This window comes from Undibacterium sp., from assembly GCF_030683615.1.
GTDB lineage: Bacteria > Pseudomonadota > Gammaproteobacteria > Burkholderiales > Burkholderiaceae_D > Undibacterium > Undibacterium umbellatum.
This window is the reverse complement of record NZ_JAUXQE010000006.1, coordinates 158928-183172: the sequence shown is the minus strand read 5'-3', so window position 1 is coordinate 183172 and position 24245 is coordinate 158928. Positions and strand designations below refer to the sequence as shown.

The 24245-nt window shown below is 49.8% G+C and carries 20 protein-coding genes; 7 read left to right on the top strand and 13 right to left on the bottom strand.

The features are described from left to right. Positions 1-15 precede the first annotated feature (15 nt). The 6 genes from Q8K39_RS03835 to tkt form a co-directional block, all read right to left on the bottom strand. Positions 16-1548, bottom strand: a complete 1533-nt coding sequence (locus Q8K39_RS03835; protein WP_305258367.1) for a DUF4214 domain-containing protein — start codon at positions 1546-1548, stop codon at positions 16-18. Positions 1549-1892: 344 nt separating this feature from the next. Beyond that, positions 1893-2354, bottom strand: coding sequence for a cache domain-containing protein (locus tag Q8K39_RS03830; RefSeq protein ID WP_230413735.1), 462 nt, complete (start codon positions 2352-2354; stop codon positions 1893-1895). A 318-nt stretch (positions 2355-2672) separates the two neighbouring features. Continuing rightward, positions 2673-3353 (bottom strand): signal peptidase I, encoded by a 681-nt coding sequence (gene lepB, locus Q8K39_RS03825; protein ID WP_370868551.1) that lies wholly within the window; start codon positions 3351-3353, stop codon positions 2673-2675. Between the two features lie 126 nt (positions 3354-3479). Next, positions 3480-4493: a type I glyceraldehyde-3-phosphate dehydrogenase gene (gap, locus tag Q8K39_RS03820; RefSeq protein WP_186954222.1), complete on the bottom strand. Its 1014-nt coding sequence runs from the start codon at positions 4491-4493 to the stop codon at positions 3480-3482. Between the two features lie 173 nt (positions 4494-4666). Continuing rightward, positions 4667-5266 carry a GNAT family N-acetyltransferase gene (locus Q8K39_RS03815; protein WP_305258366.1) on the bottom strand — a complete coding sequence of 200 codons (600 nt, stop codon included), beginning with the start codon at positions 5264-5266 and terminating at the stop codon, positions 4667-4669. Between the two features lie 18 nt (positions 5267-5284). Beyond that, positions 5285-7288: a transketolase gene (gene tkt, locus Q8K39_RS03810; protein WP_305258365.1), complete on the bottom strand. Its 2004-nt coding sequence runs from the start codon at positions 7286-7288 to the stop codon at positions 5285-5287. A gap of 182 nt (positions 7289-7470) precedes the next feature. Here tkt and Q8K39_RS03805 point away from each other — a divergent pair, with 182 nt between their 5' ends. The 7 genes from Q8K39_RS03805 to Q8K39_RS03775 all read left to right on the top strand — a co-directional run bounded on the left by Q8K39_RS03805 (position 7471) and on the right by Q8K39_RS03775 (position 15467). Continuing rightward, positions 7471-10857, top strand: coding sequence for a DEAD/DEAH box helicase (locus Q8K39_RS03805; protein ID WP_305258364.1), 3387 nt, complete (start codon positions 7471-7473; stop codon positions 10855-10857). Between the two features lie 10 nt (positions 10858-10867). Next, positions 10868-12103 carry a polyamine aminopropyltransferase gene (gene speE, locus Q8K39_RS03800; RefSeq protein ID WP_305258363.1) on the top strand — a complete coding sequence of 412 codons (1236 nt, stop codon included), beginning with the start codon at positions 10868-10870 and terminating at the stop codon, positions 12101-12103. Positions 12104-12131: 28 nt separating this feature from the next. Next, a complete protein-coding gene (locus Q8K39_RS03795) occupies positions 12132-12605 on the top strand; it encodes a hypothetical protein (protein ID WP_305258361.1) in 474 nt (157 codons plus the stop codon). Further along, the gene (locus Q8K39_RS03790) at positions 12605-13738 is read left to right on the top strand and encodes a glutathionylspermidine synthase family protein (protein ID WP_305258360.1); all 1134 of its coding nucleotides are present in this window, start codon (positions 12605-12607) and stop codon (positions 13736-13738) included. Before Q8K39_RS03795 ends, Q8K39_RS03790 begins: the two co-directional genes overlap by 1 nt. Positions 13739-13746: 8 nt before the next feature. Next, on the top strand, positions 13747-14154 hold the full coding sequence (locus Q8K39_RS03785) for a DUF350 domain-containing protein (protein WP_186954216.1): 408 nt from the start codon (positions 13747-13749) through the stop codon (positions 14152-14154). A 29-nt stretch (positions 14155-14183) separates the two neighbouring features. After that, positions 14184-14909 (top strand): 16S rRNA (uracil(1498)-N(3))-methyltransferase, encoded by a 726-nt coding sequence (locus tag Q8K39_RS03780; RefSeq protein ID WP_305258359.1) that lies wholly within the window; start codon positions 14184-14186, stop codon positions 14907-14909. 132 nt (positions 14910-15041) lie between these two features. After that, positions 15042-15467: a YidB family protein gene (locus Q8K39_RS03775; RefSeq protein ID WP_305258358.1), complete on the top strand. Its 426-nt coding sequence runs from the start codon at positions 15042-15044 to the stop codon at positions 15465-15467. Positions 15468-15525: 58 nt separating this feature from the next. Here Q8K39_RS03775 and Q8K39_RS03770 read toward each other — a convergent pair whose 3' ends face one another. The 7 genes from Q8K39_RS03770 to Q8K39_RS03740 form a co-directional block, all read right to left on the bottom strand. Continuing rightward, positions 15526-16167, bottom strand: coding sequence for an alanyl-tRNA editing protein (locus Q8K39_RS03770; protein ID WP_305258357.1), 642 nt, complete (start codon positions 16165-16167; stop codon positions 15526-15528). Between the two features lie 2 nt (positions 16168-16169). Next, positions 16170-17066, bottom strand: coding sequence for an ADP-ribosylglycohydrolase family protein (locus tag Q8K39_RS03765; protein WP_305258356.1), 897 nt, complete (start codon positions 17064-17066; stop codon positions 16170-16172). Positions 17067-17268: 202 nt separating this feature from the next. Continuing rightward, on the bottom strand, positions 17269-17649 hold the full coding sequence (locus Q8K39_RS03760) for a hypothetical protein (protein WP_305258355.1): 381 nt from the start codon (positions 17647-17649) through the stop codon (positions 17269-17271). An 18-nt stretch (positions 17650-17667) separates the two neighbouring features. Beyond that, the gene (locus tag Q8K39_RS03755; protein WP_305258353.1) at positions 17668-18276 is read right to left on the bottom strand and encodes a glutathione S-transferase family protein; all 609 of its coding nucleotides are present in this window, start codon (positions 18274-18276) and stop codon (positions 17668-17670) included. A gap of 122 nt (positions 18277-18398) precedes the next feature. Continuing rightward, positions 18399-21191, bottom strand: a complete 2793-nt coding sequence (locus Q8K39_RS03750; RefSeq protein WP_305258352.1) for an Ig-like domain-containing protein — start codon at positions 21189-21191, stop codon at positions 18399-18401. A 515-nt stretch (positions 21192-21706) separates the two neighbouring features. Next, positions 21707-22204: a protein-tyrosine phosphatase family protein gene (locus Q8K39_RS03745; protein WP_370868550.1), complete on the bottom strand. Its 498-nt coding sequence runs from the start codon at positions 22202-22204 to the stop codon at positions 21707-21709. Positions 22205-22237: 33 nt separating this feature from the next. Further along, a complete protein-coding gene (locus Q8K39_RS03740) occupies positions 22238-24025 on the bottom strand; it encodes a DUF885 domain-containing protein (RefSeq protein WP_305258350.1) in 1788 nt (595 codons plus the stop codon). Positions 24026-24245: the final 220 nt, after the last annotated feature.

Sequence of the window (24245 nt, the reverse complement as noted above, 5' to 3'; positions counted from 1 at the left end):
AATCATCTTTCCAAACTAGCCAAGGTACTCGATGTAATCAAAGCCATGTTGAATGGAGCCAATAACTTTCAGCTTATTCTCCTGACCTTCAGTAAAACTGGCCAAAGTCCCAGCAAAACTGATTTTATTGGCACTTAACTCATTTTTCCAGTAGTCGTAACCCGCCTGATCTGGGATACGACCCAAGATATTTTTGTACAAAGTCGTCAAGAAAGTATCAACTGAGGGATTTGCACCATAAAGCGTCTGGAATTCTTTCGATTGCATAAATCCCGCTGCGACCGTCGTCAAGTTAGAACCATTGTCCATATCCTTGATCCAATATCCGAGACCGGCCAGATCTGGGGTGCGACCAAAAGCAGCCTGATATATCCTGTAAGCCTGACCAGCAGTACCATCAATATCAAGCGCTACCGACACATCTGCAAATTTGAGTCGCTCAAGGCTGTTAAGTGTATCTACTCCTTGAGAATTTGGTTTACTCACATTGAAACCCGTATTGTTTCCCGCAATTGAATAGGTGCTTCTCAAACCAGTGTACTGGGCAGTATCAAGTCCAGCGGCGCCATCAAGAAAGTCGTCGCCACTACCACCAACAAAGAGGTTGTTGGAAGCATTGCCAGTGAACTTGTCGCTAAAAGCAGTACCGATGATATTCTCTATCGTTGCATCGAAAGCGATAGATAAATTATTGATCGCTGCATCCCCGGCAGCAACGCGCCCCACAGAATTCAATGAACCCGGTGTAAGATTAATGGTGGCAGCCAATGTTGCCTTGGATACGTCAATAGTATCGACTCCGCCAGTATCATTGATGATCTTCAGCGTCTGCCCATCAGCATCTCCATAGGAGTAGGTATCATTGCCTGTATGAAATGGTCTGCTTCCATACAAATACTTCAGGGCCAACATATCGTAAGTCGCAAAAAACTCGCCTTGCTGGTTTTGCGCGATCGGATTGTAGGACATGATGGAAATCCAGCTACTGTCCTCGGAAGTCGCCAGATAGTTACCCGCCTCAACACTTGGCGGCTCACCGGCATTATAGTTACCAGGATGGTTAAGTCCTATCGCATGTCCTATTTCATGAATCAGTATCTTGTAAGCATCACTGCCTTTTTGATAACTCACATCCATGTAAGTTGTCGACATGAATAAATCACCACTGCCCGCACTGAAGGTTGAACCATCCGATGCAGGCACGGGTAGTTTGGCATATCCGGCGCTCTTCTCCTGGATATTATTCGCCAGCCTGATGCCAGACTGGATATCAGCCTCTGCAACCTCCTTGAAAGTTACATTCAACACTTGGGATATCTCAGCAAAGATGGCTCGGGCAGCAGCCATCTGTTCCACAGTGAAAGCCTTGAACCCGTTTTTATCAGAATCGGAAGCATAGGAAGCTGGAGATTTGATAAAGCTAAAGCTGATCTCTACCGGGGTTCCTAGCGCCTTGCCCGCATTCCAGCGGTAATTAATATCATCAATAAGTACATCTATCCTGTAGTCGCCCGAAAACGGCTTAGCAATAACTGTTTTTTCTTGCATGATCATGTCCTTTCAATAGATTGAAAACACTCGGGCAAAAAATAGAGCGCAGCAGAAGCGTGGAAACTCAAGTAGACGAAGAATATAAGGAACAAATTTTACGCCGCAGCGACAACCAAACCGTTGCTTTTTGGGCGCGCAAAGTAACTAAACTTTAAATTGCTTTGGTGGCACCGAAACAAATCAATTCTCGATGTAAAACTTCGCTTTTTTCATGAGGAATTAACTTGATTATCTCCCTGCTGCACCAACCTGCCAAACACGAATAGTGTAGCATATTCGAAATGCAAAAAAAACAAGGCCAGCGAAACCGCTGGCCTTGCGTTCGAGTCAATCCATCACACTTATTTATAGGCACCCGCACCAACAAAATAATCATCAACTTTTTCGAAGTAACTGGACTTGGTTTCCAGGGCCTTAGTGACAGGGTTTGGCCATTGATAGTCAATCCAGCCGTCATTCTTGGTTTTGAGAGCAGTGATCATATCCCTGATGATGGGCTTGCCTTCCACTTTCAAATCCAGCAAATTCTTACCGACCATCTTGGGATTGGCGCCATGAGACAAGTTCAGACCATTCATGTCATACACAAACAAATACAGGTCGCGGTCATGAAAGTCTTTGTTTGCGGTGTCATTAAAATCGGCAAAAGCTTTTTCCTTACCATTTTTTTTGATGTGGGCGATCCCTTTTTTCACCATGGCCTGTGCTTGCGCTGTAGTTCCGCGCTCCTCCCTCGCAATGGCTGACGAAGACATAAAGAAACCCATCGCTGCCAGCAAAAACAGTTTACTCATTAATTTCATGACTTATCTCCTTGTTGTGTCCAGCCATCCTGGCCAGAATCCGGTTGTTATTGCTTTGCAGAATCAATCATTCATTATTTGCTTTCCTTCGTCCAGCGTTACTCACTGTGCAGTGCAATAATTTTACAATTTCATGTTTAGTTTCACACCAGCATAGAGCATATTTGCATTTATAGTTAAGCACATTAACAACACCGTCAACATCAAATTTACGTAACAGTTTTCCCAGTTCTTTTGCCTGGCCCACAGTGTGCAGGCAGCACCAATAAAAAAGCCAGTGCAATAAATGGCACTGGCTGTTGACTTACTTGTCTGATTTTAAATTTTCGCCCCAAAGCGGTCAAAACGTGGCGAATAATACCGATCACCATTCAGTGAATACATCAGGCGCTTTACCTGACCAGTAATCAACTCACGCTTTACCAGACCAATGTAGCGGGAATCCCGGCTATTATCCCGGTTGTCTCCCAGCATCATATATTCGCCTTCAGGGACTTTGACGGGGGCGAAAGAGCGAAGAGCTTCACGCTCTGGCATGACAATCATTTCATGTTGCAGGCTGCCTAAGCGTTCTTTGTAAACCAGTTGCTGGCCTTGGTATTCACGTTTTGGCGTCAAATGGTCATCGCTGCGAGGCTCTATGGGTTCATAGGCGGCTGCCACACCATTAATAAAGAGTTTTTCTTCGCGCATCTCCACCACATCACCTGGCAGGGCTACCAGGCGCTTGATCAGGCGCACACCATCTTCCGGCGAGGTGAAAGTGACTACATCACCACGTTGCGGATCGGACACATGTTTGAGGATGACATCAGTGAATGGCAGCTTGACGTCGTAGGCCAGGCGGTCACAAATCACGCGATCCCCTTCCAGCAGGGTCGGATACATGGAGCTGGTGGGCACAATATAGTAATCAGCCAGCGCGCTACGTACAAAGACCATGCCCAGCATGAGTACGATAAAACCTTTATTGTCGGCCAACAGTTTTTTGAGCTTCACAGTAATCTCCAATGACAAAGCAAAAAATATAAATCAATAAATTACCCTTGCCCTGCATAGACAAAACAATACCCCGAAAGTTCGGGGTATTTTTAATCTTGCTGCAAAAACTATCTGGCAAGCAGATTATTTTGCATGCATCAGTGCAACAGTGGTGTCCAGCATACGGTTGGAGAAACCCCACTCATTGTCATACCAGCTCGATACTTTAACCAAACGGCCAGAAACTTTTGTCAGTGTTTCATCATAAGTACTGGAAGCTGGGTTGTGGTTGAAATCCACAGACACCAGAGGTGCTGTGTTGTAATCCAGGATGCCTTTCAGGGCACCTTCGGATGCATCTTTCAATACCTGGTTGATTTCTGCCACTGTGGTGTCACGGGCAGCAACGAAAGTCAGGTCAACCACGGATACATTGATGGTTGGTACGCGCATGGCGTAGCCATCGAGCTTGCCATTCAGTTCTGGCAATACCAGGCCAACAGCTGCTGCTGCTCCAGTTTTGGTCGGGATCATGCTCATGGTGGCAGAACGGGCGCGACGCAGGTCTTCATGCATCACGTCTGTCAACACCTGGTCATTCGTGTAGGCATGGATAGTCGTCATCAAGCCGTTGACGATACCGATGGCATCATTCAAAGGCTTGGCCAGAGGTGCCAGGCAGTTGGTCGTGCATGATGCATTGGAAATCACTGTGTCAGTGGCTTTCAATACGCCGTGGTTGACACCGTAGACGATGGTTGCATCGACATCTTTGCCACCTGGGGCAGAGATGATGACTTTTTTCGCGCCGCCAGCCAGATGGGCAGAAGCTTTTTCTTTTGTCGTGAAGAAGCCAGTGCATTCCAGCACGACGTCGACATTCAATTCACCCCAAGGGATATTGGCTGGATTGCGTTCTGCAAATACCTTGATCTTGTCGCCATTGACGATCATGGTGTCGCCTTCGACCGTGACTGTGCCTGGGAACTTGCCGTGGGCTGTGTCATAACGGGTCAGGTGGGCATTGGATTCTGCATTGCCGAGGTCATTGATCGCAACGATCTGGATCTCGTTCTTGAACTTTCCACCTTCGTAATGTGCGCGAAGGATGTTGCGGCCGATACGGCCATAGCCGTTGATTGCGACGCGAATCGTCATGGTTTTATCTCCAAAGGACTAAACAACAATAAATACAAATCAAAAAAACGTACTGGAGCGCTGATTAAGCGCAGCGAGCGGCGCTAGTTTGAGTTAAGAAGCGCAGTCGTACGAATGTACGATGAGCATCGCAGGCTCAAAATCGCGTCGCGCAGTAGCTTAATCAGTGTCTCCTAATGCAAAGAAGCAGAAGTACGCATGGCATTCACCGATGCCATCAGCACCGACAAATCGCGCCAGCCGTAACCCACTTCCATCAAATCCATGCCATCCCAGCTAAATGCCTGTTCTATCAACTGCGCGCCACCGAGCTCTTCATAAAAATTGCGGGCGATGGAATTGCCGGAGATGACCCACACCAGCAAACTCTCGGCACCCTGCGCCTGCAGGGTGCGCGCCACTTTCTGTACCATGCGGCGGCCTATGCCAGAACGCTGCCACGCTGGCCGCAGATATACTGCGGTCAACTCAGCCTGCATGCCAAGCTTAGGTTCAGGCAGCATCATGCCGGACGCAAAACCGATGATATGGCCTTCGCTCTCAGCCACATACACGCAGATGCGGTCTTCTGCCTGCGACATGGCTTGCAAAATTTGTCGCCATTGCAGCATGCTGTCTTCTACGCGCATTTCATCCAGATAGTTATCTGGAATCATGCCACGGTAAGTAGCCTGCCAGCTTTCCACACGCACAGCAGCAATCGCCTCTGCATCATCTAAGGTAGCACGACGCAGGCTGACCTCTTTGATGCTGCTCACAGTAATGTCTGTCAATTCAGTATTCCTGCTTATTTAAGCCAGTGTCGCTTTTACTTTGGCAACGACATTGTCAACAGTGAAGCCAAAATATTTGAACAGAACACCAGCAGGTGCAGATTCACCGAAAGTATCAATACCGACAACTGCGCCTTCCAAACCTACATATTTATACCAGAAGTCAGTCACACCGGCTTCGATGGCAATACGTGGCAAGCCCTTGCCCAGTACGGCTGCTTTATAGGCTGCATCCTGGCGGTCAAATACATCCGTCGATGGCATGGACACTACGCGCACTGCAATACCTTGCTGTGCCAGTTCAGCAGCAGATTTGACAGCCAGTTCAATTTCAGAACCAGTAGCAATCAATACAGCCTTGGCATCTACCGCATCTTGCAAGACATAGGCACCGCGCTGGATGTCATCGATTTGCTGGGCGCTACGCTCCTGATATGGCAGGTTCTGACGAGAGAAGATCAGGGTCGATGGACCATCATTGCGTTTGACTGCATGCGCCCAGGCGGCAGCAGATTCCACCGTGTCGCATGGACGCCAGTTATCCAGGTTAGGGATCAGGCGCATGCTGGATACGTGTTCTACGGATTGATGAGTAGGACCATCTTCACCCAGGCCAATAGAGTCATGGGTGAATACAAACAGGGTACGGATTTTCATCAACGCCGCCATGCGGATAGCATTGCGGCTGTAATCAGAGAAAGTCAGGAAGGTTGCGCCAAACGGGATATAACCGCCATGCAGGGCGATTCCATTCATCATCGCGCTCATGCCGAATTCACGCACGCCATAATTGATATGGTTGCCAGCCTGGTTACCACGGACGGCGATGCTTTCTTTCCAGTTGGTCAGGTTGGACCCTGTCAAATCGGCAGAACCGCCGAGGAACTCTGGCAGCGATGGGGCAAATGCCTGGATCGCGTTTTGGCTGGCTTTGCGGGTAGCGATGTTTTCTTTTTTCTCTACGCAGGATGCAATCGCATTCGCTACCACTTCGTCGAAGTTGGCTGGCAAATTGCCATTCATACGGCGTGTCAGTTCAGCTGCTTTTTGCGGGAACTGGGTTGTGTAGGCAGCAAATTGTGTATTCCATTCAGCTTCCGCTTTGGCGCCATCTGCTTTGGCATCCCAGGCTTCATAGACGTCAGCTGGCACTTCAAATGGTGGATATTCCCAACCGATATGCGCGCGTACGGCGGCAATTTCTTTATCACCCAAAGCGGCACCGTGCACATTGTGCGTGCCTTCCATATTTGGTGAGCCTTTGCCGATCACGGTTTTGCAGCAGATCAGGGTAGGCTTGTCTGACGTTTTGGCTGCAGCAATCGCATTGGCCACAGCTACAGCATTGTGGCCATCAATCGCCGGGATTACATTCCAGCCATAGGCTTCAAAGCGTTTTGGGGTGTTGTCAGTGAACCAGCCTTCGACGTGACCGTCAATGGAGATGCCATTGTCGTCCCAGAAAGCGATCAGCTTATTCAGTTGCAGTGTACCTGCCAGTGAACAGGCTTCATGTGAGATGCCTTCCATCAGGCAGCCATCGCCCATGAAGGCGTAAGTGTAATGATCAACAATCTTCAGGTCGCCCTGGTTAAACTCTGCCGCCAGCAATTTTTCAGCCAGTGCCATACCGACTGCATTGGTTATACCCTGACCCAGTGGGCCAGTGGTAGTTTCCACGCCTGGCGTAAGATGGACTTCAGGGTGGCCGGCGGTTTTGGAATGCAATTGACGGAAATTCTTGATCTCTTCGATAGGCAGGTCATAGCCAGTCAGATGCAACAGCGAGTAATGCAACATCGAGCCGTGGCCATTAGACAACACAAAGCGGTCGCGGTTGATCCATTTAGGATTAGCTGGATTGTGACGATAAAAGCCTTTCCATAAAGCAACTGCGATGTCGGCCATGCCCATAGGTGCGCCTGGGTGGCCAGAATTGGCTTTTTGTACGGCATCCATGGACAAGGCACGAATTGCATTGGCCATTTTGGTGAGTGTTGCTGGCTGAAGAGATGAAATCATGGTGTCAGAAGGTAGTCTTGAGGAAACTGGTCAGTGTTGCGAGCTGGGGACATGAAACTCTCCCCGCGAAAACCCGATATTTTACCAGAGCATGAGGTCCATACTACAATTGCGTCGCTTCAGAAGCGCAAACTTGCTCTTTTAAACTGTAAAATTACTGGGTTTACCTATAAAGCTTACGCATGTCATCAAAAAAACGTCACTTCTCCCTCGACGATCTTGCCCGGCAATTTCCTCATGAGGTGTTCATACGCGGTATCAGTTATGCAACAGAAAACAAGGTCAGAGGTTGGAGTTTTGACAATGACTTTGTCGAGAGCGAAGTCCAGGGCAGTGGCCGCAATATTTATGCGCAAGAGATAGAGCTGGTGTTTGAAAACGGTAAACTGGAAGCCGTGAATGGCTCTTGCAGTTGCCCGGTTGAATACAATTGCAAACATGTGGCGGCAGTTTTATTGAATATCCTCGACCACCACAACAAAGCCCATGCACAGCCCGGCCATGCCGATGGCAATGATGCCGCGCTGGGTTTTAATGAACAGAAGTGGTTGCGCGAGCTGGAATTTGCCACGCATGAATCCCCTGCCCCAGCCCCGGTGGCTGACACAGAATTTGCCAAAGACGAACTGGAAGATGGCATGCTGATTTTCAGCCTGTCTACCGTATCTGGCAGCAAGGAAGTGCGCCTCATACCCGGCAAGGCCAAGCAAAATGCCAAAGGCGACCTGAAATACACCAAGCTGTCACTGGCAGTGCGCGACATGATGAAGTCAGCCAGTTTTTTGCAGGAAGCAGATTACGAATTACTGGCGCTGTTCAATATGTGCACCATGAATTCGTTTTATTACTCGCATTATTCTCCCAAGGGCAGGATGGGTGCGGTCTTGCTCGAACGTGTCGCCAAGGCTGGCAAACTATATTGGCTCAATACTGAGAATAGACAAAATCATTTATCAAAGCTGGCCTACCAGCCTTTGCAACAGGCACACCTGGCCTGGCAAGAAGAAAATGACTACCTGCGCCTGCGCTGGCAACTCGATAGTAGCGATGCAGAGATACCTGCCCCGCCCTATATCCTGCCCACCGAGCCCCCCTGGTTGATAGGGCAGGATAGCTGTGGAGAACTGCATGTAGCAGCGACCAGCAAGTTCCCCTTACCTGCCCTGATCAACCTGGTGCAGGAAGCGCCGCTACTGGCAGTTGGTCGGGCAGAAACCCGGCAGGCAATGGCCAATCGCCTGCTGGACATGGGCTTGCAAAACCTGATCCCTTTACCAGCAGAACTGGAAGCACAATTGCGTGCAGACATACGCATGCGCCCGGTGCTGGAACTGAATAGCCTGACGACATCCAGCACATGCACTGATTACGCCATCCTCCGGTTTGCCTATGAAGACGCGGTAGCTGAATCAGAGCAACCAGGCGATCACTTGCTGCACCGTGGCCAGAACGGCCTGGAAAAAATACTCAAGGATTTGCCTGCTGAACAAAGTGCCAGGCAAACCCTGCAGGATCTGGGTTTTCAGGCGCAAGCTGTGGCAGGCCATGAAAAAGAGCTGTTACTTTGCCTACCCGACCAGAATGCCTGGCTGAATTTTGCAACAAAAGACTTGCCTGAGCTGATCAGTCAGGGATGGGATATTCGTCAGCAAAATGATTACCGCTACAACCTACAGGAAGTGGAGGACTGGTATGCCGAGGTTGATGAAGATAACCAGCAATCGGTTTGGTTTGAGCTGGAACTGGGCATCGTTGTCAACCAGGCCAAGATTTCATTGCTGCCCTTATTGGTCAGCCTGATACGTCAGGCACCACAAGACTTTAGCTTGCAACAAGTGAACCAGCGCGCCGATGATGAACAAGTCTTGCTGGCCCTGCCTGACAATACCCGCGTCGCCCTGCCCTATGCACGCATCAAGCCTATCCTGCTGATCCTGGGTGAGTTGTATTTCAATGAACAGCAAGGTGACAAACTGCGCATGCCCATGCTGGATGCCGCACGCCTGGCGGAATTGTCTGCCACTACCCACTTGCGCTGGATAGGTGGCGAACGCCAGCAAAGCTTTGGTAAACGCCTGGCAGAATTTGGGGGCATCAACAGCATCACCCCCCCTGCAGGTTTACAAGCCAGCCTGCGCGATTACCAAAAAGAAGGCGTGGCATGGATGCAGTTTTTGCGCGAATACCAGCTTGCCGGCATACTTGCTGATGACATGGGCCTGGGCAAGACCATACAAACCCTGACCCATATTCTGATGGAAAAAGAAGCTGGCCGCCTGATCCAGCCAGCACTGGTGGTTGCCCCCACCAGCCTGATGGATAACTGGGCCAGCGAGGCACAACGCTTCACGCCTGATCTGCGCGTGCTGGTCTTGCAAGGTAAAGACCGTAATAAATTATTTGAACAAATCCCGCAGGTCGACCTGGTGCTAACCACTTACGCCCTGTTGCCACGCGATGAAGAAGCTCTGCGCCAGCACCGCTATCATTTGCTGATACTCGATGAAGCACAATACATCAAGAATGCCCAGGCCAAGGCCAGCCAGACTGCCAGCCTGCTGCAGGCCAATCACCGCCTGTGCCTAACGGGTACGCCGCTGCAAAATCATCTGGGCGAACTGTGGTCGCAATTCAATTTCCTCATGCCTGGCCTTTTGGGGGATATCAAGTCATTTACCAAGGACTTCCAGCACCCCATAGAAAAACTGGGTGACAGCCAGCGCCATGCCTTACTGACGCGCCGCATCAAGCCCTTCTTATTGCGCCGTACCAAGGACAAAGTAGCGACGGAATTGCCAGCCAAGACCGAAGTCTTGCGCCATATAGAACTCAGCGGCGCACAACGCGACCTGTATGAAACCGTGCGTCTGGCCATGGATGAAAAAGTCCGCGAAGAAATCGCCAAGAAAGGTGTGGCACGCAGTCAGATCGTGATCCTTGATGCGCTGTTGAAACTGCGCCAGGTCTGCTGCGATCCACGCCTGGTCAAGATTACTGGTGCCAAAGCCACCAACGCAACTAAGTCTACCAAAGGTGGCAAGGATAAGATGCCACCGTCAGCCAAGCTGGAAGAATTGCTGGCCATGATCGATGAACTGCTGGCCGAAGGCCGCAAGATCCTGGTCTTTTCACAATTCACCAGCATGCTGGCCCTGATCGCCGAAGCGCTGACTGAAAAACAATTGCGCTTCGCCATGCTGACAGGCGATACCGAGCACCGTGGCGAAGTAGTACGCCGCTTCCAGGAAGGTGATATCCCCCTATTCCTCATCAGTCTGAAGGCTGGGGGCGTAGGCTTGAACCTGACCGCTGCTGACACCGTTATTCACTATGACCCATGGTGGAATCCGGCGGCAGAGAACCAGGCTACCGACCGCGCCTGGCGTATAGGACAGGATAAGCCCGTATTTGTCTATCGCCTGATAGCCAAGGGCACCCTGGAAGAAAAGATACAGGAAATGCAGGCTAAAAAATCTGATCTGGCACGTGCCATACTCGACCAGGGTGAAATCGCCAGCGTGCAACTGACTGCAGAAGATTTGCAGGGTATTTTTGAACCATTGAATTAAAGAAAGACTTATGGAAGGCTTACACCTGACCGCCGACTGCTTCAATTGTGATGCAGCGCCAGAATATTTCGTCAGCCCGGAAAGCCTGCGTCGATGCCTCAGCGATATCACTATTGCTGCTGGCCTGACCATCGTCGGGGAAAAGTTTCACCCATTCACCCATGAGGATGGGAGCCCGGCTGGCGTCACCGGTGCCTTGCTATTGGCAGAATCGCATGTCGCCATCCATACCTGGCCAGAACGTCATGCAGTCACGCTGGACGTATACGTCTGCAACTTCAATCACGACAATGGCAGCAAGGCCAGACAAATGGTTGATGCCCTGATTGCTGTTTTCCAGCCACGCACAGTCTCACGCCAGGAATTGCAACGCGGTGAACATAGCCCTGCCATGAGCTTTGAAGCCCTGACAGAAGACAGCTTTGCGGCTACCCGTATCAATCAGGTATTGGCACGCCAGCGCAGTTCCATGCAGGAAATCGAGATCGCCGATACCAACGATTTTGGCAAGGTCATGCGTATAGACGGTGCCATGATGACATCAGAAAAAGATGAATTCTTTTATCATGAATGCCTGGTACACCCTGCGGCGATGAGCCATCCAGAACCACGTACCGCCCTCATCATCGGTGGCGGCGATGGCGGGTCTTGCGAAGAATTATTGAAATACCCCAGCATCAACAGCATCACCCTTTGTGAAATTGATGTAGAAGTCGTCAAGATGGCACGCCAGCACTTGAGCAAAATTCATCACGGCGCACTGGATGATCCAAAAATACAACACCGTTATGAAGATGGCTTTGCCTACATCCATAACAGTACAGAACAGTTTGACTTGATACTGCTGGACCTGACCGACCCAGTCAGTCCAAATGGCAGCTCACTGGCAGCCACCTGTATGACTGAAGAATTTTTCCACGCGTGTGCGCAAAGGCTGACGCAACAAGGCATGCTGGTATTACATCTGGGCAGCCCCTACTTTCACCCACAACGCTTTGCAGACACCTTGAAAAAACTCAAGCTTGTATTTCCTCAATTGCATCCATACACCGTTTTCATCCCTTTGTATGGGGCATTGTGGGGCATGGCGATTGTCAGCAAGCACAGTAATCCCCTGTCAATATCAGCGTCAACGGTAAATCTGCAGATCAAACACCGTGGTTTGCCATTGCTAAAGTATTACAATGGCGAAGTGCATCAGGCATTATTTGCTTTACCTAATTATGTGAAAGACCTGATGCCTTAGCCCCAGAATGGGGGATACAGGAGAAACCGTGAGTGCCTCAAAAATAAAACGACATGGCAATCGCAGAGTCAGCCATGCTCTGCCCTTAATGCTGGTAACCAGTGCCGCCCTGACAGCATGCAGTGGTAACACTGAAAGTGGCAGTAGCCAGGAACTGACTACTATCCGCGATCAGTATAAAAGCCTCGAAGATTGCCGCAAAGACTGGGGTGATGGTGCTGCTTGCGAAACTGTTGCCAGCAGCACCGACCTGAATACCGCTAGCATGCCAGCTGGCACTACTGGCAGCAGCTATACGGGTAGCGGCAGTCACTATAGCGGTTACACGCACAGCTTTTTCGGGCCTTTTTATTCGCCCGGCTATCGAGATACCGTACAAAGAAATCTTGGCGTACACAATTCTGGCAGCGACCATGCCATCAGTCGCAGCACGACCACCACACGCAGCAGCGTCAGTCGCGGTGGTTTTGGCAGTAGCGCACGTAGTAGCGGAGGCGGTTGATGATACGCACCTCCCTGACACCACGCGCGAACTGGCAGCAACAATTTGAATCCCTGGGCTTTAGCTATCACTCCATCGATGGTCTGTACTGGGATGAACGCTATGCCTACCGCTTTACTGCAGAACAAGTAGATACGCTGGAACAAGCCAGCCTGGACTTGCACCAAATGTCACTGCAAGCAGTGGAACATGTCGTCAAGCACGGTATGCAAGAGAAATTTGCCATACCACCGGCATTCTGGTCACAAGTTGAAGATAGCTGGCGAGCCAAAGAATTTTCACTCTATGGCCGCTTTGATTTGAGCTGGGATGGCAATGGCCCGCCCAAGATGCTGGAATATAATGCCGACACCCCCACGGGGCTGGTGGAATCCAGTGTCGCCCAATGGTATTGGTTGCAAGATGTTCATCCGGATGCTGACCAGTTCAATTCCCTGCATGAAAAACTCATAGACCAGTGGAAGAAATTCCCTGGCAAGGGCCTGTTGCACTTTGCCTGCGCGGGCGGCAATGAAGAAGATGAAGGCAACCTCTCTTATTTGCGCGATACTGCCATACAGGCAGGCTTTGCCACCAAACAATGCGCCATCGAATCCCTGGGCTGGGATGAAGACGAAGGCGTATTTGTCGATGATCTTGACAGCAGGATAGACAATCTGTTCAAACTTTACCCCTGGGAATGGCTGTGTCGCGAAGATTTTTCCAATCATTTGCTGAAGCGCCCCATGCGTATCATAGAGCCAGCCTGGAAAATGATCTTGTCAAACAAGGCAATACTACCGATATTGTGGGAATTGTTTCCGAACCATCCCAATCTCTTGCCCGCCTATTTTGATGCCTGGCGCATCAGTGGCAATCATGTGAAAAAGCCTTTGTATTCTCGTGAGGGGGAAAACATTTCCATCTATGCGAATGGCGAAGTGATGCATACTGCTGGTGAATATGGTGCCGAAGGTTATATCTATCAGGCTTACGCACCACAACCAAAGTTTGACGACGGCATCACCCCTGCTTACACCTCGATCGGTGCCTGGATAGTTGGTGATGAAGCTGCCGGAATAGGCATACGCGAAGATGAAACCCTGATTACTAAAAATACCAGCCGTTTCATTCCCCATTATTTTGTAGAATAGGATTACCCATGAGTGAACAATTACTGGCACACGGATTAGTCGCCTTTTTCAGCCATATAGCAGCCGCCTTTGTCCTATTGACCCTGTTTATCGTCGTGTATATACGCATCACCCCTTATCGAGAAATCGCCTTGATTCGCGAAGGCAATATCGCTGCGGCCGCCAGTCTGTCTGGTGCCCTGCTGGGCTATTGCACCGCCCTGGCATCTGCCATTGCCAACAGCGTCAGCGTGATCGATATGAGCTTCTGGGGTCTGGTCGCCCTGGTTATACAATTACTGGCATTTGGCATTGCCCGTTTGCTGATACCCGGCATCATCTCGGATATCCCCAATAATAAAATTGCGTCTGGCATTTTCCTTGGGGCTTTGAGCCTTGGTCTGGGAATGATCAATGCCTCTTGCATGACCTATTAATTTGCAACAGATTCAAGATAGAGAATTGCATGCCACGTTTTTACTGCCCTCTCCCCTTAAGCATAGGGGCCATCATCAACTTGCCGGACGAAGTCGCGCATCATGTATTTGTACTGCGTCAGAATGTGGGTGACAACATCAGCATCTTCAATGGCGAAGGGGGCTGTTACGTCGCTACGCTTACCCAGGTCGCAAAGAAAAATGTCCAGGCCGAAGTAAAAGTATTTTTGCCGGAAGAATGTGAATTGCCTTATTCATTGAATCTGGTGCAAGCCCTGCCTGAGGCCTCGAAAATGGACTGGATCGTAGAAAAAGCCATGGAGCTGGGTGTCAGTGCGATACAGCCTCTGGCCGCGCAGCGTTGCGTGGTGCGGCTTTCAGCTGAACGAGCCGAGAAAAAACAGGCACACTGGCAAGGCATCATCATTGCCGCTGCTGAACAATGTGGCCGCAATCGCCTCGCTCATCTGTCACCCGTCATGAATTTCAACCAGTGGCTTGGGCAGCAAGATATGCATCAAAGAATATTGCTGACACCACGCGCAGAGCAATCACTGGCTGACTGGTCACGTCACCATCCGGCACAGGCAGTCAGCCTCATGGTGGGGCCGGAAGGCGGCTATTCCGACGAAGAAGAAAACCTCGCCATCAAGCATGGTGTACTGGCCTTATCCATAGGACCGCGCATCTTGCGTACGGAAACAGCGGGGCTGGCAGCGATTACCATCTTGAATGCAGCCTGGGGCGGCATGTGAGAAGATCACAATAACAAACAGACAAAAATTTCTCTCGCCGTAAAAAATTGTCAAATTTCATACAGAGTTCACAATTCCTGCCGATACTCAGCCAGACACTTGCAGCACTTTACCAATTCAGAAGGAAATATCATGAGTTTATTCGATAGCGCATTAAGCATGCTTGGCAGTGTGAGCCAGAACAGCGGCGGCAATGCATCGCTGATGCAAGCAGCAGTCAGCATGCTGGGTGACAGGCAACCAGGCGGCGTAGGCGGTTTGCAAGCATTGATCAGTGCTTTTCATCAGGCTGGTTTGGCAGACATCGTGCAATCCTGGGTAGGTACTGGACAAAACATGCCTATCTCTGCCGCACAAATCCAGCAAGCCCTGGGTGGCGGGCAATTGCAACAACTGGCAACTGCAGCAGGCATCTCTCACGAAGGCGCAGCCAGCCAACTGGCTGAATTTTTGCCTGGTATCATCGATCATCTGACGCCACATGGCCAGGTGCCAGAGGCTGGCAACATCGATCCGGCCGCGGTGCTGCAGCAGTTTTCATCCTTGTTCGGCAAGTAAGCCTCACCAACTTGCATCGATAAAATCCAGCGACATGCATTTTGCAGTCGCTGTTTTTTTATGGAACAAGATAAATCTCTACCCTCTCCTTACCCCGCCCGATATTATTGCGTTTCAGCCTGATCTGTCCTAATTCACCTGTGCGCCTGACATGGGTACCGCCGCAGGGCACACGCGAAAATCCGGCAATTTCCCAGTAACGTCTTTCTGTAGATTCATCTTCAAAAGCGCACTTGATGTCAAGATTGGCAGCAATGATAGCCTGTACTTGTTCTGCATAAGCTGGCAGCAAAGGAGCAATGCTCTCGCTCCAGATAAAGTCTATGCGCGCTTTGTCCTGCGCAATATGGGCACCGGCCTTGCCTATGCCTGGCAATGATTTATAAAATAATTCCAGTACCAGCTCGGCGGCAAAGTGCAAACGCATGAGACGGTAGCGTCTATCCCAATCTATGCAGACCTCCACATCCTGCCCCAGGTGCAAGCCATGCGCATCCGGCAAGGTATAAAGCAGGTCATGCCCTTCTTTACGTGCAGCCAGAACCGCATGGCCAGCTATACTGCCGGTATCGCTTTCCTGGCCACCAGAAAACGCAAAGAAAATCGTTGATGCGAGGCAGATATCATTGCCCTCTATCTTGCTGACTTGCGTCAACAGACGGGTTTGATAGGGATCTTCCCAAAAAATTTTCTTCGTCAATTTCAATCCTCAAGATACCAGGCAGGCAAAACCTCTCGACATATTTTCCAGTTATCAGGAATGCCTTCGCTACCAACAAACGATGCGACAACACCGCCAACTATCGCGCATAAGGTATCTCGGTCACCACCTGCGCTTACTGTCAGCCACATAGCCTTTCCAAAGTCGTCCAGCGCCTGGGCGCAGCACCACAAGGCCAGTGGCACGGTATCCTGCGCCGACATATTATTGCCATTACCCAAAACAGAAACTGGAAAATCCATGGCACCTGCCTTGGTGATGGACTGGGCACGAACCAGTTTCGAACGCACCTCAGTTTGTGGTAACGCGTCGATGATTTTGCCCAAAAATTCTGCATGTGCAGGTCTTACTCCAGCATCTCTGTAAATGCAAGCCTGGGCAGCCCCCAGTGCAACTGCAACGGCTCCCGCTATTCCTTCAGGATGAGCGTGTGTCACTTCGGCCGACAAACTGGCCTGCTTCATCAGCAATGCCAGATCATCTGCGAAGTAAGCGCCAAGTGGCGCAGCCCGCATGGCGGCACCATTGCCATAAGACCCCTGACCTTCAAACGAACTGGCAACTACATCCTGCCAGGCTTCACCGGCATCGATGCAGGCCAGGACCCTGTGCATGGATGGCCCATAAGCACGGTCGTAGCTATATTGTTTTGCAAAACTTTTTGCGAGTATGTCCTGATCAATTTCACCGTGATTACGCAATACACGCACGATAGACAATGTCATCTCTGTATCATCGGTAAAGTACCAGGGAGCATCAGGCAATTGCCCGCCACCTGCAAGCAGTGACTGATTTTCTGTTTGAAAGAAACACTGGCCAAATGCATCGCCTATGGACAAACCTTCCAGTGACGTCAGTGTGCGTTCTAGTGATTTCATTATTCAGGTATTTTTTATTCTGCACTTAAGATGCGTACAAGTTTATCACGGTGATGCGTCTGGCAAAGCCTCAGCCTGTCAGGCAGCTTCGCGACGAAGGCAGTACTTTCAGTGCGCGGTTCATAGAAACGCAGCGGCAAGGCTTAAGGGTGGTTTTGCGCAAGTCCTGCTGTAAAAATGTCAACACGCCCTGGCACAGGCATCATCTTGATTCTGGATTCCATTCATCGTTGATGCCATATCCGGCACGCTTCAAAATTGGCAGACCGTCTTCAATGCAAAAGGTCTGACGCTGGGCTTGCCAACCTTGTTCCATGCCACCGAGAATCAGCAAACGCGCAAAACTGGGAAGGTGCAAATTGATTTCGCCAATCCCAGATGTCAACCAGTTGCCCGCCACCGTTGCGCTGGTGTGAAAGTGGATATGAAGAGCAGTGGTTTTATAGCCTTCAAGAAAGGCGGTGAATTTCACATGCACAGGATAGTCAGCTGCCACGTCTGTACGTGTCAGGTATGTGGCTTTTACAGTCCAGAGAAAACTGTCATTCCCAATCTTCAATCTCCTTAGTTTGGATTTTGCCATGCGATTGCTGATACCAGTTCATGCCGCAACAGGGCAACTGCGCTTGATTGATTCATGACTCATCAGAAATTTCCAGTAGCGTTCATACTCAGGTAAATCACTGATTGCCACCCCAAGGTCCACTGCCTTGCGATAGATGATACTAACAAAAATATCAGCCTGTGTGAATTGCTTACCAACTGCAAACTGACTGTCTAACCATAAACGTGAATGCAGTTTTTGCAGGTTCATGAACAACCACTTTGCTCTTACCGGGCGCATCTGATCCTTATTCCAGTCAGGATGAAAAAATCTTACCGTGCTACTGTTTTGTTGAGGATGTATGGATGAGTTAACTGCCTCGCAAATTTCACGCACCTGAGCACGGGCAAAGGGGGCTTCGTATTGCAAAGGTGGATTGGGGGCGATCTCTTCAATAAACTCAGCCATGGCCATGGATTCGCTTAGGGCGATGCCATCAACCTCCATCAAGGGTACACGGGCGAATGGGCTCAGCAATCTGACTTGCTCCCCTACATCGCCCAACCCGACATCAATACTATCGTACTCGACTTGTTTGTAGTCAAGTATCCACAACAAGCGTTCACAGCAGTTTGCATCTGGTGCGTGATAAAACCTGATTTTCATATTTGATCCTGTCCGTCCTGGCCAATGCTATCTTACCGCGAAGTATGGATATGCGACAGCCATGAAAAAACCCGCCGTGCCTGGCGGGTTTTCACTTTTTTCTTAACAAGCTGCTAAAAAATTCACTGTGCGATAAGCGATATGTCATCAATCAGGAAAGAAGTTGCTGTCACGCTACCCTCAACGCCCACAAAGTACACGCGTATGGTCTGGCCTTTATAGCTGCTCAGATCAAAGGTTTTGTTGACATAAGTCGTGCCCTTGTTCAGGTTTGAGTACGTCGCCAGTGTTGTCAGTACCGTGCCACTACTGCTTCGTATTTGCAGTTTGAGGGTGTCGTAAGCCTGCGTTGTCGTGGTTTCGGCCGAACTGACTTTCAACCAAAAACTCAGGCTGGCGGACGTGGCGGCAGCGGGGATCGTCACTTGTTGATACAGCGTGTCAGTGTGGGCGCTGCCATAGCCATTAAGCCAGGCCTTGTAGCTGCCTGTACGAGATGCCTCAGAACCACCTGTGCTGATAACGCCTGAACTGGCAGTCCAAGAGCTGGCACCACTCTCAAAGCCACCATTGCTAATCAACTGCGTGGAAGTGCTGTTGTTGACAGTAAAATTCACTGCAGATGAAGTACCAATATTATTGGCAGCATCATAGGCTTTGGCGGTCAGGCTGTGAGTACCATTCGACAACGTTGCTGAATTCAAGGTCGTTGAATACGGTGACGTGGTACTGGTCGCCTTCAAGCTACCATCAACATAAAACTCAACTTTGGTCACGCCTACATTATCTGTCGCTGTCGCTGACAGAGTAATGTTGCCGCTCGTACCACTCACGCTGGCCGACACAGTAGGTGCAGTCGTATCGCTGACAGGGTTATTGATAGTAAAGCTGACCGCCGAGGAAGTACCAACATTGTTGGCAGCATCATAGGCCTTGGCAACCAGGCTGTGGCTGGCGTTAGTCAAGGTCGCCGAGTTCAGTGTCATGCTGTAAGGTGTACTGGTTGCCGTACCCTTGAGTGTGCCATCGACATAGAACTCAACCCTGCTGACGCCCACATTATCAGTTGCATTGGCAGACAAGGTGATCGTGCCACTGGTGCCTGACTCCCCAGCACTGACTGTCGGTGGCGTGCTGTCTGTGCTATTCGATTGCGTAACCCAGATTGGTGCAGACCACAGGATTTTACCGTCATCCTGGGTGATTTTGGCATAGTAAAAATGCTCGCCCACAGTTGGAGTAATCGTGGTGGTCGCGGTATTCGACAATTGCGTTACCGTGCCTCTGCGTCCTGGCACACCTTCATAAATCACTACCGTAGAAACGGTACGGCCACTCGTGCTGGCAAAATTGCTGACCAGGGTCAGAGGGCCGCTATTGGTGAAACGCTCTCCCATGATGTGGCCGTTAGCAGTCAGGACGATTTGCGATGTCTTGTCCATGGTAGCGAAGATGCGACGCGCTTTCATGGCTTCGACAAAATTTGCCGTATTCAGTGCAGCACCGTTTGCCAGCAAAACACCGGTACGGTTGGTATAAGATGCCCCCCAGTTTGCACAGTGATTATCCTGGTTTGTTGTAAACGCCACGTGGAAACCAGCTTCCAATGCCTTGTTGCAGGCACCTTCATACATGCTGCGGCTAGTTTCCGTTTCTGTGGTATTGGTTGAGAATGCAGAGGTATTCAAGACCTCACAAGCAACCATGGCCTGGTCGCCATCTGCGGTAAAACCGAATGCAGTGCCGCCGACAAGAAATTGTCCGCTGCTTGAGGGGTGATTAAACTGTCCTATCCATCCGCGCTGGCGCATCAAGGTGTACAAGCCAGCATAATCATTTTTTGTAGTTAGCGTATCTGCCAGCAACTGGTTGCCGCTATTGTATTCCCATCCCAACAATTCATTGGCATTGAAAATATTCAAGTGCCCACCGTTGTTGATGACACCCCATTCCAGACCATAAATCCCAAGGAAACCGGCATGGCTAGAGTTGAAACTGCTGGCAGCGGCAAGGCCAGACTGATACAGATTTTTTGCAGTTGCCGGTGTGGCTGATGCATTGGTGCCATCAGAACCGTCATACATATGGTTGTGCTCGGAGGCCAACAAAAAGTCCAGACCCCTGTTGAATGCGTACTGATAGGCGTCTGTCGGACCATAGGCTGCCGATTGCGGGTTTTGCGCACCAGTACATGAAGTCAGTTCACCGCCACCATCGCTATGATTGGTCTGGCTATGCAAGTTGCCGTAGTAGATAGTGTAAGGCAATGAACCTGTTGCCGCTGTTGGTGGCGGTGCCATGCCCGCAATAGACTTGGCTGCGGATGTACTAGTAAGTGAGGTGCTGGCCTTGGTCGGCAAGGCTGCAAAACTTGGCATTTTGGGTGTAGCGAGCTTGCCAACTTGCAGTGGCCAGCTTTGTGTAATGATTTCCGTGTCTGGTTTTGCCAATGCACGCTCAACAGTGCTGGCAACATCACCCGCTGGCGCAGCCTGCATGGCAGAAGTATCCGTCGCCTTGGCAGTAAGTCTGACTTGATAAACACCATCTTTCAAGGCTGCGCCTGTTGGGCCGCGGCCACTCCAGAACATTTGTGCAGTGACAGTTTTTTTGAACAGTTTTTCCGTGCCGTACCAGCGGTCTACTACACGCCCGTCTACGCCCAACAACTCCAGGCGCCAGGTGACGGTCTGCTCCTTCGTAACATGGGGATACTCGAACTCCATCGTGAAATAACGGGATTCAGCACCGGCTTTGGCATCAGTCCGATATGGCACATGCAGACTTGCCTCGAATTCATTATGATCCGCAATAGATGCTTGGGCAGCTTGTATGCCCACAAAACTGAATGAAAAAACAAGACCAAGTTGCAATGCCAACGTTGTTAGTTTGCTGGCTTTTGGTAAAGCTTGCATAAAAAATTCCCCCTGAATAACTACTCATTAATGTGTGTGGCCGTCCCACACACATCTTCATTCAGTCGAAATTCTCAAAGCAGAGAAAATACTTCTCGCGCTAGCGTCCATGACAGGACACCTTGCGTTATCTCGCTTCTTTATTCCAGCCTTGTTCAGATATCTGTAAGCAGCCATTCTTGTACTTCTCTACCTATTCTTCTTACCACCATGCTGTTTGCTGCTTTCCAGAAACGAGATTTAACGACAGTTGAACTAAGCAATCGTTTGCGCAAACGATTACTAGATTAACATCCGATCATGTCAGTTTTGTTACTGCGGATTGACTTTTTTTAACAAATTTGTGAAAAAACCACTATTACTTATCTGTTTGGTGCATTTCCATACCATTTGCACCGGATATTTTTGTTTGCACCAAAACAGACAAGGGGATATCTCCCCGACGGGAAACTTAAATTTCCCCATTTAAATATTTGACCTGGAACGAAAAAGAAATCTGGGAAGTAATTTGAGATTCAGGTGCGCAGGGCGGCCTGATGCTTCTTCAGCCAATCAATTTGTTCATCGGTATCGGGAACCGTAATACCGCGCGCTTTGCTGACCGTTGCCAACGCTACGACGGCATCCAGTCCATGCCGGATCAAGACTGCTGAAGCAAGCAAGCCAGTCCGCCCTATCCCCGCACGGCAATGAACGACAGTATTCTCCCCCTTGAGTATGTCATCATACAATTGCGTCACCAATTTCTGCGTGGCAGAAAAAGAAGAAGGCAGGCCCCTGTCCTTGATGGGAAAATGCACAAAATCGATCTGATTTGCTCCACATAAGTCAGGCGCAGTTTGCAAACCCAGCTGACGAATTTCATGTGCCTCCAATAAGGAGACCAGCCGATCGATACCGAATTGCGCGATCCCGCGAAATTCATCTTCTATCCATTCGCCCGCAACGGGTTTAGCCATCACGGCAAGGAAGCCTTGTCCGATCTGAGTGACTTTGTAAACATCGGGGCGCATGAATAGAAATTTTTAATTGGAATAGCTCAGTTTTTATTTCGTTGCGTCTTTCAACATCAGCTTCTTGATCATCCCCACAGGCGCACTACCATAGCTAAGGAATTGCTCATGAAATTGCTTGAGTTTGAACTTGTCGCCCTGCTGCTTTTTGAGCTGCTCGCGGAATTCCAGTATCTCGCTATAGCCGCTGAAATAGCTGGTGAGTTGCACAGATGTATATTGCACACGCAACCACTTGCCATCGGCTTCTGCCTTGGTCTGGAAGGCTTGGTTCATCAGGAAGTCTTTGGCTTCTGATTCTGTCATGCCAAGTACATGCACCTGATAATCGAGAATGGTATTGCAGACAGCGCGCAAGTTCCATTTGTAATACATAAGCCACATCTCTGGTGTGTTATCACCGTAGCCCGACTCCAACATCATGCGTTCGCTATACACGGCCCAGCCTTCTATCATGGCACCATTGCCAAACAGGGTCTTGATCACTGACGGTGATTTGTTCGCATGTTGCAATTGAGTGTAATGGCCAGGAATGGCTTCATGAATATTCAATATCTGCAAAACCCAGTGATTGTATTCACGCAAAGTGCTTTCAATTTGTTCTGGTGGCTGGCCATCAAAAGGTGTGACGTTGTAATAGGTTTTATCGTTGGGCCTGAAAATGCCAGGTGCTTCTATCGAAGCGACGCTGATACCGCGTTGATATTCTGGAGTTTCACGGACGACCAGAGGCTTTTTGAGATCCAGGCTGACCAGATCATGGTCGCGTATCCATTTTTCCAGTTGCGGTATTTGCTTGCGGATTTCCGGGTACAAGTCCTTTGCTGCTACATGTTTGTCTGACAGCTTATCGATGACCATGGCAATTTTCTTGACGCGATCAGCTGGCTTGGCTTGCGCGCCCATGGTTTTATCCCACAACTGGTCGGCCAGTTTTTCCATGTTATTGTGCGCTTCTTCCCTGGCTGTCAATGCGCGCTGGTAAATTTGTTCGGCTGTCAAGGATGTCTGGATATCAGCTGAGAATTTGCCTTCATACAAATCCTTGCCTATGCGAAAAGAGCGGGCGGTTGCCGGATCGAGTGTCTTTTCCAGGCCCACAAGAAATTGCACATAGTCATTGATGGCAGCACGTGCGTTTTTCAAGCCGTCTTCCAGCGCTTGCTTGTCTTTGACTGCAAGCTTCTCTTGTGCGGCTGCCTTTTCCAGACCTGCCAATACTGTGATGGCACCGGCACTTTGTTTGATCGCCAGACGGGTATGCTCAGGCGTGGGATTTTTAATACTGTCTTTTGCCGCTGCATAATATGCAGGTACGGCTTGCAGGCGCTGAATCGCTACCAGCACCCTTTTTGCTTTCGGGGCAAAATCGGTATTGAGAATGGCATCAAAGCTGCCAGCAATATTATGCTGGGTTGGATTCCATTCAAATTCACGGAATTGCGTCAGATACCAGCGTGTACCATTCAAATAGTTGCGTATCAAGGCCAGGTCAGTCTGCTCTTTTGCAGATAAAGCGTCGGCATTCACTTTGCCCAATTGGTCCAGCCAGTTATCGGCAAAAGCAACATAGGCATCGCGGGTCGCCTGATTGGGCAAGACCAGCTTGTTAGCATCCTGGTAACGGCCTGCGGCCATCGCCATGTCCGGGTCTTGTTGCCACAATGCAGCGAGGAAAGCTGTCTTTACCTGGGCAAAACCCTGATCAGCTTTTTTATTTGCAGCTACAGGGGTGGCAGTGGCGGACATGCTAACAGGTGCTACCAGCACCAAAGAAGACAGTAAAGTGGCAATAATGACAGAACGAAAAGGGATGGGCATGGTTGGTGTCTCGCAGGCTTAATATATTAAGAGGCATGAGGTTAACATAAGATGGACATGGTCACATGTATTTTTGTTTAATGGCTCGAATGATCTAAAAAGCACAGCCAACGGCAAACCAGTGATCGAATCACTACTTGAATGCCGCCGATCTGGCCTTAAAGCTCAACGCGCCACATTTATTTGTTACACTCCAGCCTTGGCAGGGGCCAGACTGCCC